The sequence below is a fragment of the Methanobrevibacter oralis genome (genome assembly GCF_001639275.1).
Classification (GTDB): domain Archaea; phylum Methanobacteriota; class Methanobacteria; order Methanobacteriales; family Methanobacteriaceae; genus Methanocatella; species Methanocatella oralis.
In genome coordinates this window covers 1-16,249 of record NZ_LWMU01000065.1, presented here as the reverse complement: position 1 = coordinate 16,249, position 16,249 = coordinate 1, and the positions used below count along the sequence as shown (strand labels likewise).

Below are 16,249 nucleotides of genomic sequence, written 5' to 3'. Positions count from 1 at the left end.
CAATAGAATTTATGGAAAAACTATTTGAAAAAGAATTCTATAGAATCGTAAATAGAGATTCCTACTATAAAAATTGGATCAGTAAATTCATCATGATTAACTAAAAAATTTTTTGTCCGAAACTATAGCTAATTATCTTAATTTAAAAAATTAATATAGAAGTTATTTAAAACTTCTATTTTCTAATTTTTATTGTATTTTTAATGGTTGATTTAACATATTTAGTGGTAATTGTATGTTTTCCTATTTTTAAGTTCTTTAGTGTTATTGTTGCTATTCCTTTTTTATTAGTTTTTGCTGTGTAAGTTTTGCTTTTAATTTTAAAGGTTATTTTTTTACCTACGATAGCTTTTCCTTTACTAGTTTTAAGGGTAGCTTTGAATTTGATGGTTTTTGCTTTTTTCTTTGAAATGTTTGATGCTTTAAGAACTTTTTTGACAGTGACTTTATTAAATACGGTGTGTCCTTTATATTCCACAGTTATGGTATATGTTTTAGGAATTAAATTAATTTTTAAAGTTGCATAGCCTTTCTTATCTGTTTTAACATTGTATGTTTTACTATTTATTGTCATTTTAATGATTTTACCAGCACCCACATATTTTCCATCATCTCCAATAACACGAACTTTATATAAAGAACCATCTATATAATCCATTTTAATATTTTTATTTCCAGTGATTCTTTTAACGATAGTTAATTTGTTAGAAACTTCTTCTAGAATAGCTGGATTAATGGATATTACCTCATGTTTTCCAATTGATAATTTTTTATTAAGATAGGCTACACCCATTGAATCTGTTGTGACTGCATATACATTATTATCAACTTTTAAAAATACTTCGGTGTTTGATAATGGATTACCATATTTATCTAAGAAAATAGCTTTAAAATCAATGCCACTATTATATCCTCGAGTCATGTCACTAACAATGATAGAAGACAAAACACTGATTTTTGAATTGTTAGTAACAGAATCAAATTGATTATTACCAATTAATGTAGCAACTATCTCATAAACACCAAGTCCCAAATCTAAATCAACAGTAGCAACTCCATTATCATTAGTTAAAACCGTGTAATTTTTATTATTAACATTGACAATAATTTTTTCATTGCTTATTGGATTTTTATCTTCATCAATTAATACGAAATTAAATTTATCACACTTATAATACACTACAATGTCAGAAGATATTAATAAAAGATTTAATTTTCCAATTATAATTCCATATTTATTAGTCAAATTCAACAAACCATTATCAAGGTAAGTAGCATTAACTATCTGAAGTTTATTTAAAACTTTATAATTAGCTACATATCTATTGATTTCAAGTGTGGAATTAATTTCTGAATTATTTACTTTAAATAATAAAGTTCCTCCTATAATTGTATTATTATTATCATCAACAACAATAGCATTTAACTTAAAAGTACTATTTGTTTTTAAATTAAGTGTTTGATTACCAATAACAACTATAAAGGTAGATGATGTGATAATTCCCTTATTATATATTGAATTTAAAAACGTGTTGTTAAAAAGATATAACTTACCTCTGTTTTCAATAGAATAGTTTCCAATAGGATTAATTTGAATATTATTACTTAATTTTGCAATTGAATCAACGCTAAATAAAATTATTTTTTCACTATCAAATTTAGAAGCTATTATATTTACAGTAGAATAGACCGTACTTGATGAAACAACATTATAAACATTATTATTTTTAAATGTAGAATTTATAATGGTTGTATTAGAATAAAAGGAATCTGGAAAAGAATATACACCATAAGTGTAAATTAAACTACCATTTTCATCAATATTAGTATTATTTTCTAGAACAACATTATTTAGAGTATAAAAACTATATAAATTTACAATTGCCGCTCCATTTTTTGCAGTATTATTTCTAATAATAGAATTAGTAATATTTACATGAGTTCTTGATGCAAAGGAATTAGTAGCAATGGCTCCACCATCATGTAAAGCTATATTATTCTCAATAGTACAATTATTTAAAATTGCCCAGTGAATATCAACATGCCTTCCTGTAGAATCATAAACTGAAGACACCCCATTTTCTAATTTTAATGCTCCACCATATCCTTCTACATAGTTATTACTAAATCTTGAATTAATAAACCTTGTGCCTCCATTATAGACATAAACTGCTCCACCTACTGGACTATAACTTGAATTTTTATCAATAGCTTTATTGCTAATAAAATTACAATTAATAAAAGTTACATTATAACCACTTGTATATACAGCTCCCGCACAAGTAGCCGTGTTTCCTTCAAAGGTGATGTTTTTAAATATTTGAATTACATTAGAATATCCTCTTGTATCAACTGCACCTGCATAAGTGTATGCGGAATTATTAATAAATTTAACATTTTCCATTAAGAAGTTACCATCTCCATCTTTTGTAATAGCTCCACCAAATACAGTAGCAGTATTATTAATAAAAATACTATCTTTTACATATAAATTACCATAAGCATAAATTCCTGCACCTTTTTCTGCAATATTATCTTTAAATGTACAATTTTCAACCACAATAATGTTTTTACCCATTGAATCAATTGCTCCACCCCATCCATGAGGATTGTTTGAACCCTTAAAAATAATATTTTTAAATGTTACATTGGAGTAATAATCAATATAAAATAAGTATTTATCAATAGCATTTAAAACAATAGGAGTTTCATTTAATGAAGTAATAGTAATATTTTTATTAATCACCCAAGGCTCATCAGGTCTTGTTCTGTGACCAATTTGAATAATAGATAAGTTATATGTTGAAGGAAGACCTTTTATGATATCATTTAAACTAGCATCATCAATAGCTTCTTGTAATGTTTCATAACCTTTTCCATTAATAAACCAATGATTTTTAACATTAACTCTTAATAATCCCTTATTAATTTTTAAAGGAGGATACTCAGTATCGGAAGCTGAAAATGTACCTGAAAGTAAATAGTCTCCAGTGTCAAATTCTTTATTTATAATTGCTACACCATTTTCTACATTAGCTTGACCAATATTTTCACCATTAACCACAAATGTAATCATTCCACCATTAATTATATTTCCCATATCATCCGTTACACTAGCATTTAAATCGATGAAACCGTTTTTAACCTTAATTGTTTTATTATTAATAAATGTTAAAATAATATTTGCAATATTTCCATGATTAAGATTAATAGGTGGATTTGATCCAATAATGGTATTGTTTAAAAGATCTATTTTTACAGATCTTAAATAAATTGTATCATCAGAATTATTATAAAACTTATTATTATGTACAAAATTCTTTGTTGTAAATCCATAAAGGTAAATAGATCCACCATTTTTAGCTATATTTTCATTAAAAGTATTATTTTCAATAACAGTTAAATTAGCAAGAGATGAATAAATAGCTCCACCCTTACTTGCTTTATTTAAAATAAATGTATTATTAATTATAAATACATTAGCTCTATTACCACAATCAATATAAATAGCTCCACCTTCACTAGCTTCATTATTATTAAATTTAGAATTAGTAATGTTAGATGATTCTTCTATGTAAATACTTCCATATCCTTCATTATTAACATTATCTATAAAACCACAATTATCAATTATAGTTTTTGAAAACGAATATATCGCAGACCCTTTACTATCACTTGAATAATCAGAAATTAAATTATTAATGAATGTTGAATTATAAATTCCTAAATGTTCACTTGGAGTTGTGTATGAAGAAATTGCTCCTCCATTATCAGCCATATTATTTCTAAAAATAGAATTATAAATATTTAAATTACCTAAATTATGATAAATTGCTCCACCACCAGTGTAACTTTCAGAAACTCCATTAATAAAGGTTAAATTATGAATATTGCAATTAGCATTAATAACAAAAATACGGCCATTATTATTGGCATTAATTGTAATTTCATCTTTTTTCTCACCAATTATCGTTATATTATCATTTATTTCTAAATCATGCTCATTATAAATTCCAGATAAAATAATAATTATTTTATTACCACCTAATTCCTTATTTTTACGAATAGCAGTAGCAATAGTTCTTAATGGATTATTTTTTGTACCTAAATTCATATCTGAACCTGTTGTTCCAACATATATTTTATCTAGCTCCGGAACATCAACTTTAAACATTACGAAAGAAATGGATTTATTATTTAATAAAACATCTATTTTTTCTACACCAGAAGTTGTTGTATTATAATTTATTGAAATTTTATTATTTTTTAAAGATGCATTTGAATCGATGCTTCCTAATAGAGATTCAAAATTTAAATTTAGTTCTGGCATGGTTGTCACGAGATTATAAATTAACCCATCAGAATTAGTATATTTAAATTCAACATTAATAAGATAGTTATTAGGTAAAACAATGGTTGAATTATTAATTGATAGTAGTATAATACTCCAATAATTAACTTTAACATTAGATGAAACATCCGTGCTTAATGGACCATCATTACTAGCCCAAAAATTATAATTTGCATTTGCTTTTACATCAGAGTAAATAATAGGTTTTCCAGGGAGAACTGTGTTATTGATAAAATTACAGAAATTAACTGTTAATTCCCCATCACGAGCACTAATTAAACCCTGAAAATTAGAATAACCCCCATTTGCTTTATTATTAATAAAATTTGTATTAATAATAGTTGTTTTAGCATAGGTGATAATTACTCCAACTTGCCCTTTATTATTTTTGAAAGTGCAATTAATAATGTTTAATATTTTACCTTTATTTCCATTTCCACCAGATGTTGTAGTGGAAGAAATAGATCCAGAAGTTCCCCCTGTACCATTTATGAAAATTAAGTTATTTAATTCAACAATGTTTGTTCCAGAAAGTAAGATATGATAATTATTTTTAGCAGAAATAATTACTTTTCCTCTTCCAACAATTTTAACATTAGCTGTATTATAGTAATTTGATAAAACATAATTTCCACTTTTAACAATTACCTCATAACCTCCACCAAGAGCTATATTTTGATTTAAAGCTTTTAAAATAGTTGCATAAGGATTTGCTTCAGAACCATTATTGTCATCATTTCCATTTTCAGAAACATAAATTTTACCTTTAGAATCAAAAGTTTCATAATCGGGAGCCACTGGTCCTGCTTCAGGAATTACTTTTAGATTAATAGTAGCGAGAGTTACAGAAGTATATCCATATGAATTTAATTCTTGGAAATATTCATCTTCGACAATATTAAATGACAGCACATAAGGATTATCTCTCACTTTTAAACCATCAAAATCCTTAGTATTAAAAGTAAAACTATCTAAACCAGAATAAGGAGAGTTATATTTCCTTAAAATACCATCAAAATCAATATATGAACATTCTACAGTTAAATCATAATACCATTTATCATTATCAACATTGACGAATCCCGTTATTTTGGCTTCATCTCCCTCTTCAAGAGATATGTTATTATCCTCTACATCAATATATGGATCTTCATTATTAGATAAAACATTAATTTCACCCACATCAACGGCTTTGCTTTCATATGTCAAATTATTTGAATCAGAAGCAAATGAAAAGGGTATTAAAATAAAAAATAGTAATATAATACAAATTAATGAATGATTTCTCATTTTATACATAAATTTATCTCCTAATTTATTAAAAATATGATATGAATTTTTATTCATATCGATATTATTTATATAATTAGAAGACATATATAACGGTTTCTAAAAATTAAAATTATATTAAATCCGGCATAAAAATAAATTTTAAGATAAATAAGATTAATTTAAAGTTATATTTGAAAAATAAGCTTGATTAAAACTAATTATCTATATAAATTAATATTATAATCATTAATAATAATTGAGAATAATTCCCACTAAGCTAATTAAATATTAATTAAAATATAAAAGTTATTTAAACCCCTATTTTTTAATTTCTATTATATTTTTAATGGTTGATTTTCCATAGCCCGTAGTGATTGTATGTTTTCCTATTTTTAAGTTCTTTAATGTTATTGTTGCTATGAATTTTTTTTTAAAGATTATTTTTTTTGCCTTTGACTGGTTTTTTGTATTTACTAGCTTTGCTCCAAATTTTAAATATTTATTTTCTTAGAAAACAAATTAAACTAAATATTTCCTAAATAAACATTTTCAATTCCTTTTTTAAAAGCAATATTTCGAGCTTCAAAAAGCTTATTTTTATCTGTTGGATTTATATTTTTCATTTTATAATAAGGAAATGCTCTTGAAAAATGAAGTGGTACTTCTGGACCTAATTCATCAACGACAAAATCACAAAGTTCTTTAATTTGTTTTTTTGAATCATTATATCCATTTATAATTAAGTTTGTAATTTCTAAATGCTTAGATTCCGTGTAAATTCTTTTTAAATTATCTAAAACAACATCTAAATCTGCACCACAAATTTTTTTATAAAATTCCCGAGACATAGATTTCAAGTCAATATTAAATGCATCTACAAATGTTAAAATTTCATTTATTGATTGGGATGACATGTATCCATTACTTACATAAACAATTTTAAGATTTTTTCTTTTTGCAAGTAAAGAAGTTTTCTTGTTGAAAGGCAGGTGTATAGTAGGTTCATTATATGTCCAAGAAATTGACTTACAATTATATTTTAATGCATTTTTAACAATCATTTCTGGAAGTATTTTAATACCCCTATTGAAATTATCAAATTCTTGAGATATCATATAGTTCTGGCAGTACAAACAAGCCATATTACAACCAAAACCCCCAATTGAATATGTAAAAGTCCCAGGCAAAAATTTATTTAAAGGCTTTTTTTCAATAGGATCTGGGCTTAAAGAAGATACAATTCCATAACTTATATTAAATAATTCTCCATTAATATTTTTATGTTGTTTACATGCTCCAAAATTACCATCCACTATTTTACAATAATTTGCACAAATCTCACATCGAATTTTTTGAGATTTAGAACTTTTTTTAAAAAGATTATTACTCACTAACATAGTGTTCATAACCTTTATTTTTTATTTCATCAATAAAACCATTAGAAAGTACTATTTCAACTGTATCAGTTGATGTAACCTCACCTATAACCTTATAATCAATGTCTAGTTTTTCAATGTTTTCTTTTGATATTGTAAAAAGCAATTCAAAATCTTCTCCAATATTCAAAATTAAGTCTAAATAATTTAAACCAAGCTCACTTGCAATATTTTTATACTCTTCTGAAATTTCAAGCATTTCTTCATAAATTCTAAATCCAAAACCCTCTTTTTTCATCGTATAAAGTTCACTAGCTAGTCCATCTGTAATATCCGTAGCTGAAGTTGCACCAGCTTCTTTTATTTTAATGCCTTCATTTATTCTAGCGATTGGTTTTAAAGCTTTATTTGTATAAATATTATTATGGCTTTTTAAATTAAAACCAAGAGCAGCAAATCCAATATTCCCTGTAATAGCTATTAAATCTCCTTTATTATAAGCATCTAATCTTAAAGGAGCATCACATAAACCCAAAGCTGTTCCTGATATTATTATCTCAGATGCTTCATTAGTATCTCCTCCAATTAAAGGAATATTATAAAAATTACATGCATCCAAAACACCATCAACCATCTCTTTAAAGTAATCAACGGCAAAATCTTTTGGAATGGCAATAGCTAATAAAAAAGCATGAGGTTTGGAACCCATTGCAGCAAGGTCACTTACATTAACACTTACTGCTTTAAACCCCATCTCAAAATAAGACATGTTTTCTGGAAAATGTCTAGATTGAATTAATAAATCAGTAGTAGATATTAAATTTGTATTATTAAATTTACTAATAGCTGCATCATCTGGAATTATAGTAGAACAATTAGAAACAATATATTTAATTAATTCTTTCTCACCAATATCTGAGACATTTAATGTCATGAATATCAATATTTAATTTAAAATAAATATATTTTATCAAAAAAAAGCTAAGAGTTTTTATAAATAATCAAAAACTCTATCTTTAATAATCCCATATAAACGAGTATCAATTCCTAAGGGGTCAGTTAAAATTATTTCACCATCAAAATTAACCTTTTCCTCATCATGATCATGATGGTGATGATGATGTCCATGATCATGATGATGGTGATGGACAAATTTTGTTTCTTCATTAAAATCACTTTCAATTCCAAGTAATTCTGGAATATCCTTTTTTGTATGAAGACCATGAGCAACAAAGACTGGTACAACAATTATTTTATCTAAATCATTTTCAGTAGTTAATTTTTTAATAGTTTCTTGAATCCCTGGTTTTCTAATTTCCATAAACCCATATTCGACAATAGCATCAGAGAATTCTTCCCTATACATATCCCTATAAGCTTTAATTACTTCTTCTCCATCATCTAATCTAGAACCATGGCTTAAAAGTAAAATTCCTGTTTTTTTATTTGACATAATTACACCAATTATTATTAAATATTAAGTTATATTGAAAAAAATAATTTTAAAAAAAAATTAAATTTTTTCACTAACCATTTTTACTAAAATGTCTATTAAAATATCATCTGAACCAATTGGTTCTGGATATAAAATTTCTCCATCAAAGTCAATACTTGTTAAATCATGATGATGACCATGTTCATGACTATGAGAATGACTGTGGGAGTGTAAATGAGAATGTTCATCTGCTTCTTTTAATCCTAAAATTGTTGGAATATCAGAAGTTGTGTGAACACCTGGAGCAATGAAAACTGGAACAACGACTAATCTATCAATTTTATTTTCAGAAATTAATTTGTCAATAGATGTTGGAATATTAGGCTCAACAAGTTCCATAAATCCAAAATTACTAGGATATTCTGTTGTTTTAGTGAATTTATCATGAACTGCTGTAATAAATTCTTTATTATAATTTAATCTAGAACCATGAGATACAAGCAATACACCAGTTTTGGCATCTCCATTTAATTTAGATTTAGATAATGCTTCATTAATCCTTTTATCAATAACTTCTAAAAGTTCATCTACAGGTCCAATTGGACTTAATAATTCAATTTCCCCTGTAAAATCAACATCATCAGATGTTGATAAATAATGGTCTGGAGGATAATTTCCATCAGGACATCTTGGATCACTCTCTAAAGCATCTAAACCTAAAAGAGTTGGAATATCAATATTTGTATGAATTCCTGGAGCTAAAAAAACAGGTAAAGCTATGATTTTTTGTAAATCATCAACTTCCTCTTTTAAATTTTCAACCGCTCCAGAAATAGAAGGTTCAGCTACCTTCATATAACCTACTTCAGTTGGAATTCCAGTAGCCTTATAAAATTTATCTTTAATTTCTGAAAAAGTGACTTCAGCATATGGTAAACTACTTCCATGACTAACTAAGATTACAGCAGCATTATTTAATGACTTTGAACTTGTATCCATAAGAGATAACTCCATCTTCTCCGTCTTCTCTAATTTTTCTAAATACCATTTCTACATCGTCACCAATTTCAATATTATCAACATCTGTATCTACTAATTGTGAAGTTAATTTAGCACCTTCTTCAAGTTCAATAACAGCAACAGCATAAGGAGCTATTTTTTTAAAATCATCAGATGGGGATCTAATTACAGAAAAAGTGTGTATTTTACCTTTTCCACTAAATTGAAATGCTTCAAGATTTCCTTTTCTTCTACAATTTGGACAAACGACACGAGATGGGAAAAATAATTCCCCACAAGTTGTACATTTTGAACCTATAATATTATACCTTTGTTGTATATGACGCCATGTTCTTACAGTATCTGACATATTACGCCTCCATAATATTTTTAGTATTGTATAATTTCTAATCAATAATATAAAAAAGTATTTTTTTTATTACTTATTTTTGGATTTTTTAAGAAATGATAATACAATAAAATTCAAAATCACAATGTCACACTTAAGAAAACAATTTAAATTTTACAACCAAAATCATAATGATGAAATCTTTTAAAATCGACTCAAAAGGAAATATTATCATTGGTACAATAGCTATTTTAATTATATCATTATTATTAATCTCGATTTTTGTTATAGTTAGTATAAATTATATTGAAAATGAAAATATTGATTCAAAAGCAAATGACAATTTTAAATATATTATTGATGATTACAATAATAATTTAGAAATTATATCAAGAGACTCAATTGATAAAATTACAGATAGAATATATAATGGTTTAAAAATTTCAGATAGTAGAAAAGAAATTAAAAAAGTTTTAAATAAAAAACTTGATAAAAAAAACAAAGAATATAAACAAAAATATGATGTAAACATTCACTCAGAAGTATTATCAATTAAAAACACTGCTGATCCTATAAAATATTTGTTTAAAGTTAAAATAAATGTTAAAAAAGAAAATGAAGAATATAATGGCGTGTTAGAAAAAAACGTGTCAATAGAAGGTTTAAGAGACCCTCTTCCTATTGCAAAATTAGGTCCTCTTTACGGGATTTCTTTTGATGATAATAGAATTTACTATAACAATGGTCTTACAATTTATCTTAAATTACATAAAATAGAATCAGCCGAATCATATTTATATGCAACAACTCCAACTATAATAAAAAAATGTCCTTTTGACCCATATATCCACCATGGAGACGGAGATACTTTAAAAAATTGTTTAAAAAATGGATATTTCCATGAGAGTAGAGATGGAAGTTGTTATTTATGTAGATTAGAAGGAAAAGGAACCTGTTCACATTATGGATTAGAAGTGTTCATTCATCCACACACCATTTTAAAAAATGATTCAGTGTCGTGTGTTGACCATGTAGTCTTTCATGACCATTATCTAGGTGAAAAACTAGATGATTTAGATATTAATAGCTTAATTTTAGATTCATCACATGGAAAAAAATATGGTTTGATATAATGGATAAAAAAGGAAATTTTACACTTGAAATAATAGCCTCATTAATTATTATTTTAATAATAATTGAATCTATTTCAATAGCTAGTGAAATAACTTCACAAAAAATCACGAAAAATGTAGAAAATGAAAATATAGAAGTTTTATTAAACGAATTTATTGATAATTTAATAAATAATCCTGGTTCATATAATTGGCAAGATTATGGATATGGAAATGTTGGTTTAGCAATTGAAAATGAAGAAGGAAGAATAATACCAAATAGTATTTCTTATTCTAAGCTAATAGCTTTAAAAAAGAACTATAAAAAACTTGTTTTTGAAAAGATATTTAACAAAAAAATTAAAACATCAATAGAGTTGATTCCAAAGACATCCATTTCAAGTGTAAAAATAGGTGAAAATTTTTATACAAGTAAAGATATTTACAGTGTAAATAGATTAGTAAAATGTGATTTTTACAAAAAATATGTAATAAAAGATTTTCAAAGGCTAGGAAAATGTAATCATGATCATGACCCCAATTCCCATAGTTGTAATTACTTTAAATTATTCAAAAAGAATTTAAAAAAATCAGATTATTATTTACTAATTGATGATGATGTAAATTACTATACAGACACTACACAAACAAAATGGGAATTATGGAGACCAACAAAAAACTCTATTTACTTAAATGATGAAATAGATGTGTTTAATAATCAAAGTAGTGAAATAGTATTCGTCCACTTCGATAAAAAAAATGTAAAAGCTGTTTTAGTATCGGTTCCTAAAAATTTTGATAAATCAAAGTTAAAATATGATTATTTTATAACAAATGACTGTAAATTAATATTAAAAGCATGGTATTAAATCAAAACTCCTAAAATAACTAAAGAAACAGATATTAAAATTAAACTTGAAATAGAATCCGTAACACTTGTTGAAATTGGAATTACAATATTATCAGGATCTAAACCTTTATTATACGAAGTAATTGAAATAAAATAAACAACAAAAATCATTACACTAACTAAAATAAGTCCTGAAATTGTACTTATTTCCATTATTTTATCAAAACCAACGCCTGCTGTTTTAAATAATATAGATGAAGCTTCAGCCAGAATTCCGATAAATGGGAAAATTAAAATGGTTAAAATGTATGAAACAATGAAATTATCAACAGCATGGCCTTGAGGTTTTTTGGCTGCTTCAATTAAACCAGAATGAAGTCCTGAAGATAATCTAGCTCCCAAAATACTAATTAAACTTCCACTTTCACCTGAAAATTGGGGAATTAAAGTAAGTAAAGTTGGATTAGTTAATAATGTTTCAACTGAACTGTTTAAAACACCACCAGCCGCCCCTCCTAAAAAAGAACAAATCAACAAAACAGGAGTTGATTGTTTGAGAATTGTTTTGGTTTCATATGATAAATTATAACAATATACAAAGCTGACTAAAACTAAAATTAGTATAATAATAAAAATCACATATCCTAATATTAAGTTTAAATTAATAAATCTAAGAATATAAATAGATATAATAATAGCTGGTAAAGTAAATAAATCTCCAAAAGCAGCAATAATTGGAGTAGTAACATTATCTGGATCCCAACCATGTTTAAAACTTTTAAATGATATAAACATAGTAATTGGAAGCATGATAATATTTGAAATTATACCTGCTAAAACACTTATTATTACAAAATCGAAAATACTTATTGATTCAAAATTAAATAATAAACATAATCCCTTAGCTACAATAGCTAAAAACAATGATAAAAACAATGTTAAAACAAATGAAGCAAAAATATTATGATTTAAATCATCTGACAACTCAAATTTTGGTGAAATAATACCAATGTGTAAATTTGTAGATAATCTAGATGCAAAAGAACCAAAGATATTTCCTCTCATTCCTATAGCACCTGGAATTAAAACTAAAAGTCCAGGAAACATTTTTAAAAAGAAAGTCATCTTTCCTAAAATAATTCCAGCAACTAAATCTCCTAAAGCACAAATTAAAAGAGCTATTAAACCTTCTTTTACTATAAAATTATGATTTTTTAAAAATGTAGATAATGAAGTGCGTATCATCTTCGGATGAGATTTGTCCATCATGCATATCACTACCTTTAATCATAATTATCACGTTTATTCGTCTTCTAATTCTTCAGGAATATCTTCCATTGAACATTCAGCAGATGCAAGTTTTTCAATTAAATCTGCTCCAGCTTCTGTTCCTTTTAAAATTAATGAATCACCAGCTAAAAGAGTTGTATTTTTATCTGGACCATATATCCAAGAAGTACCTCTCTTAATAGCTATAACTCTCATGCCTGTACGATTAACCAATAATAACTCACCTAAACTTTTATTAGCTAAATCAGAATTTTCACTAATTGTTTCCCTTACAATACTTTTATCAGATTCTTCCATAACTATTTTAAATACAGGATGTGGTTTAAATCCTTTAATAACTATATCAGCTAAATCTTTAGCTGCATTTGCAATACTTTCAGCTGCTTCAGCAATTTCAAGTAATGCAGTTAATTTTTCTGCATCTTCGTAAGAACGAGCTGCAACTAATGATTCTTTCTTAATTTCATAATTCATTTCATTAATATCATTTTCTAACTCTATAACTTCTTCAGCAGCAGCTTTACTATTAAATAAAACAGCTGAATATGCTAAATCCACCATGAGTTCCGACATGTTTTTCATTTCTATTAAAAGATTTTTAATTGACATTTAAACTCCTAAAGATCATTTGGATTATTTTTTAATAAACAAGCTCTTCTAAGTTTTAATAAACTTTTCTTTTTCTTTTTTAAATCATCGATTTCATCTAAAATATTTTCTAAAGGTTGTCTTAAACATTTAACACTTTGTTCTTCATGTAACCAAGTACAATCTTTACAATTCCAAACATTTTTCCCCTTTATCCAATTTCCTCCAGTTGAAGAATCACCACATGGGTAAAATGGGCAATAGCAAAAATCACAATACTGACCTTCAAAATGACATGGATAAAATTCACAATCTCTATCTGGCCCCTGTGAAATTTCACCATTTAAAAATTTATCGTAATGATTTTGTGATAAAGAATGGATTTGAGACCTTATTACATAACCTCTAGGTGTAACAAGTTTATTGTCTTGAATATAAGTTAAATCATTACCAACAATTAAAGTACAAGACATATTTACAATATCTTCAGTTAAATCTTTAATTTTAACAATTGTTTCTTTTGCAGGTTCATAAGTACTGTCAACTATTCCAATTAATGCATCTTCACCTTTGGTATCTAAAACACATTTTTTAAATCTTCTAAAAGGTTCCTTACGTGTTTTACTAATAGGATTATAAATAGCTATTATTAAATTAGCTTCAAGAGCTAATCGTAATTTTTTTTCTATTTCAGATAATGGAGTTAAAATATTACTTAAACTAATAGCTGCAAAATCATTTAATGGAGCTCCTAATTTATCTGCAGCATAATTCACAGCAGAAACTCCAGGATATACTTTTACATCAACGTCATCATATTTACTAATAATTTGATATAATACATTTGCCATTCCAAAAACACCCGGGTCTCCAGAACTAATTAATGCAACAGTTTGTCCTTTTAAACTTCTTTTAATGGCTAATTCTGCTCTAGCTATTTCATCACCCATTCCTTTCTTAAATATTTCTTTATCAGAAATTAAGTCGTTGATTTGGTTAATGTATTTTTTATAACCTATAATAACATCAGATTCTTCAACAGCTTTAACAGCACCTAAAGTCATGTTCTCCCTATTTTGACCTATACCTACTACATTAATCATATTACCCTCTCTTTAATAAAGTTTTAGAATTGAATTAATAGAAAGAGTATTCGCATCAACAGTTAATCCCTGATTTTTATATGAAGCTTTAGCAGTAGCTATGATTTTATAAGATGGTTCTTGACTAATTACAATCTGTGAAGATGTGGAATTAGGAGAAGCATAACCTAAAGCTTCAATTGTTACATTTAAAGGTTCTTCATCAACATCATCATAAGTAGTGACATTCATTGATTCAACATTAACACCATCAACCTTCGAGAGATCCTCCATTTTAAGAGCGACATCTTTTTTATTGACAATTTTTACTACAGTTGGATCTTTAATTAAAGCTTCATTAACTGCTTGTGGATTAAAAACAGATGATATTTTTGTAATTTGCATTTCTATTAATCCTTGAATATCTGGTGCTTCAGCTGTTACAATTGTATATGAACTGAAAAGCCCAACTTCAAAAAATATTACAAATAATACAATAATCAAGACTATCCTAAGTATTTTATTCGCCATTTTCATCACATTATAAATTATATAATAAATTAATTCTATTTTTAATATTAAATAAATATAACTAATTATTTAAACAAGCATTAAGATTGTTAAAATAGTTTTAAAATAAATAAAAAACTTTAAATTGGATATAAAAAAATTTTATCGTTATTTAAAAAATTTTAATACAGAATATAATAAGAAAAGTAATATGAACTATTATTTTTTAAAATATTTTTTTTAATTGATTTTGAGAATGTACCACAATCTTTTAAATTATTTTAATTTTTTGATTTAGAATTTAATTTTAGTTTTTATGTGTTTATTTGATTGTTTTATTTCATTGTATATTCTTTTTAGGTTGTGTCCTATTGTATATAGTTTAAATTATATATACAGTATTTTTCAGATTGTTGTGAGTTCTTGTAGTTTCATGTGTGCAAAATGTAGTTCCTGTTGTTTTTGATTGTTTTTTGTAGATTTCTTGTGCCCATTCAGTATCCATTTTTAGGTTGCATTCATAATTTTAGAAGGGCTTCTGTAGTCTTGAATTACTTTATAACTTTTGTCACGACAGCAAAATTCTTCAGCAATACAATTTTTGCATTTATTGATCCAATACTTATTTTTTGCTTGTTTTTGTATTCATATGTTTTTCGTTTGTATAATTTTTCGCCTATTGGCAGATATAATGTTTCTATTTCGATATTATAGGTGAAATTATCTTTTTAAAATAGTTTTTCCAACTTGTTGAACTTTTTTTCTTGAGAGTTTTCTGGTTGATATGTATCAATATAAACCTTTTTCTTCTAAATATGTTGTGTTTTTGTCTGTTGAATATCCATTATCTGCACTGAATTGGAAATTTAAAGGTATTTAATCGTAAATTCAGAAAATGTATTTTCGATTATAGTTTTGGACAAAAAATATTTATATTAAATGTGACTAAAATAGTAATATGAGTAGAAATGCTTATATTAATAAAGATATCTCACTTTCTAAAATTCATGAAGTTAAAGCTGATTTAAAGCATTA

13 protein-coding genes are annotated in these 16,249 nt (G+C 25.9%); 2 read left to right on the top strand and 11 right to left on the bottom strand.

The genetic code is table 11. The features are described from left to right. Nucleotides 1-175 precede the first annotated feature (175 nt). The 6 genes from MBORA_RS05445 to MBORA_RS05420 form a co-directional block, all read right to left on the bottom strand. Nucleotides 176-5,650 (bottom strand): Ig-like domain-containing protein, encoded by a 5,475-nt coding sequence (locus tag MBORA_RS05445; protein ID WP_063720349.1) that lies wholly within the window; start codon nucleotides 5,648-5,650, stop codon nucleotides 176-178. A gap of 497 nt (nucleotides 5,651-6,147) precedes the next feature. Then, a complete protein-coding gene (amrS, locus tag MBORA_RS05440; RefSeq protein WP_042693841.1) occupies nucleotides 6,148-7,020 on the bottom strand; it encodes an AmmeMemoRadiSam system radical SAM enzyme in 873 nt (290 codons plus the stop codon). Beyond that, a complete protein-coding gene (gene thiL / locus MBORA_RS05435) occupies nucleotides 7,007-7,933 on the bottom strand; it encodes a thiamine-phosphate kinase (protein ID WP_063720348.1) in 927 nt (308 codons plus the stop codon). The genes amrS and thiL overlap by 14 nt, the downstream gene beginning before the upstream one ends. A 57-nt stretch (nucleotides 7,934-7,990) precedes the next feature. Next, nucleotides 7,991-8,452, bottom strand: a complete 462-nt coding sequence (cfbA, locus tag MBORA_RS05430) for a sirohydrochlorin nickelochelatase (protein ID WP_042693785.1) — start codon at nucleotides 8,450-8,452, stop codon at nucleotides 7,991-7,993. A gap of 60 nt (nucleotides 8,453-8,512) precedes the next feature. Next, on the bottom strand, nucleotides 8,513-9,433 hold the full coding sequence (gene cfbA, locus MBORA_RS05425) for a sirohydrochlorin nickelochelatase (RefSeq protein WP_042693787.1): 921 nt from the start codon (nucleotides 9,431-9,433) through the stop codon (nucleotides 8,513-8,515). Then, a complete protein-coding gene (locus MBORA_RS05420) occupies nucleotides 9,405-9,803 on the bottom strand; it encodes a Zn-ribbon domain-containing OB-fold protein (RefSeq protein WP_042693788.1) in 399 nt (132 codons plus the stop codon). The genes cfbA (MBORA_RS05425) and MBORA_RS05420 overlap by 29 nt, the downstream gene beginning before the upstream one ends. A 173-nt stretch (nucleotides 9,804-9,976) precedes the next feature. On the opposite strand from MBORA_RS05420, the gene MBORA_RS05415 reads away from it, so the two are divergent. Together MBORA_RS05415 and MBORA_RS05410 are read left to right on the top strand one after the other, a co-directional pair. Continuing rightward, nucleotides 9,977-10,915 carry a hypothetical protein gene (locus MBORA_RS05415; RefSeq protein WP_063720347.1) on the top strand — a complete coding sequence of 313 codons (939 nt, stop codon included), beginning with the start codon at nucleotides 9,977-9,979 and terminating at the stop codon, nucleotides 10,913-10,915. After that, the gene (locus tag MBORA_RS05410) at nucleotides 10,915-11,763 is read left to right on the top strand and encodes a hypothetical protein (RefSeq protein ID WP_063720346.1); all 849 of its coding nucleotides are present in this window, start codon (nucleotides 10,915-10,917) and stop codon (nucleotides 11,761-11,763) included. The genes MBORA_RS05415 and MBORA_RS05410 overlap by 1 nt, the downstream gene beginning before the upstream one ends. Here the strand turns inward: MBORA_RS05410 and MBORA_RS05405 are convergent. The 5 genes from MBORA_RS05405 to MBORA_RS11330 form a co-directional block, all read right to left on the bottom strand. Continuing rightward, entirely contained in the window at nucleotides 11,760-13,013 is a 1,254-nt protein-coding gene (locus MBORA_RS05405; RefSeq protein WP_231475900.1) for a magnesium transporter, read from the bottom strand. The two genes, MBORA_RS05410 and MBORA_RS05405, sit on opposite strands and share 4 nt — an antisense overlap. A gap of 33 nt (nucleotides 13,014-13,046) precedes the next feature. Further along, nucleotides 13,047-13,643 (bottom strand): potassium channel family protein, encoded by a 597-nt coding sequence (locus MBORA_RS05400; protein WP_042693790.1) that lies wholly within the window; start codon nucleotides 13,641-13,643, stop codon nucleotides 13,047-13,049. Nucleotides 13,644-13,651: 8 nt separating this feature from the next. Beyond that, on the bottom strand, nucleotides 13,652-14,725 hold the full coding sequence (gene cobJ, locus MBORA_RS05395; protein ID WP_063720345.1) for a precorrin-3B C(17)-methyltransferase: 1,074 nt from the start codon (nucleotides 14,723-14,725) through the stop codon (nucleotides 13,652-13,654). Nucleotides 14,726-14,737: 12 nt separating this feature from the next. Then, nucleotides 14,738-15,235 carry a hypothetical protein gene (locus MBORA_RS05390; RefSeq protein WP_042693792.1) on the bottom strand — a complete coding sequence of 166 codons (498 nt, stop codon included), beginning with the start codon at nucleotides 15,233-15,235 and terminating at the stop codon, nucleotides 14,738-14,740. 361 nt (nucleotides 15,236-15,596) lie between these two features. Further along, nucleotides 15,597-15,719, bottom strand: coding sequence for a hypothetical protein (locus MBORA_RS11330; RefSeq protein ID WP_261795626.1), 123 nt, complete (start codon nucleotides 15,717-15,719; stop codon nucleotides 15,597-15,599). Between the last annotated feature and the right edge of the window lie 530 nt (nucleotides 15,720-16,249).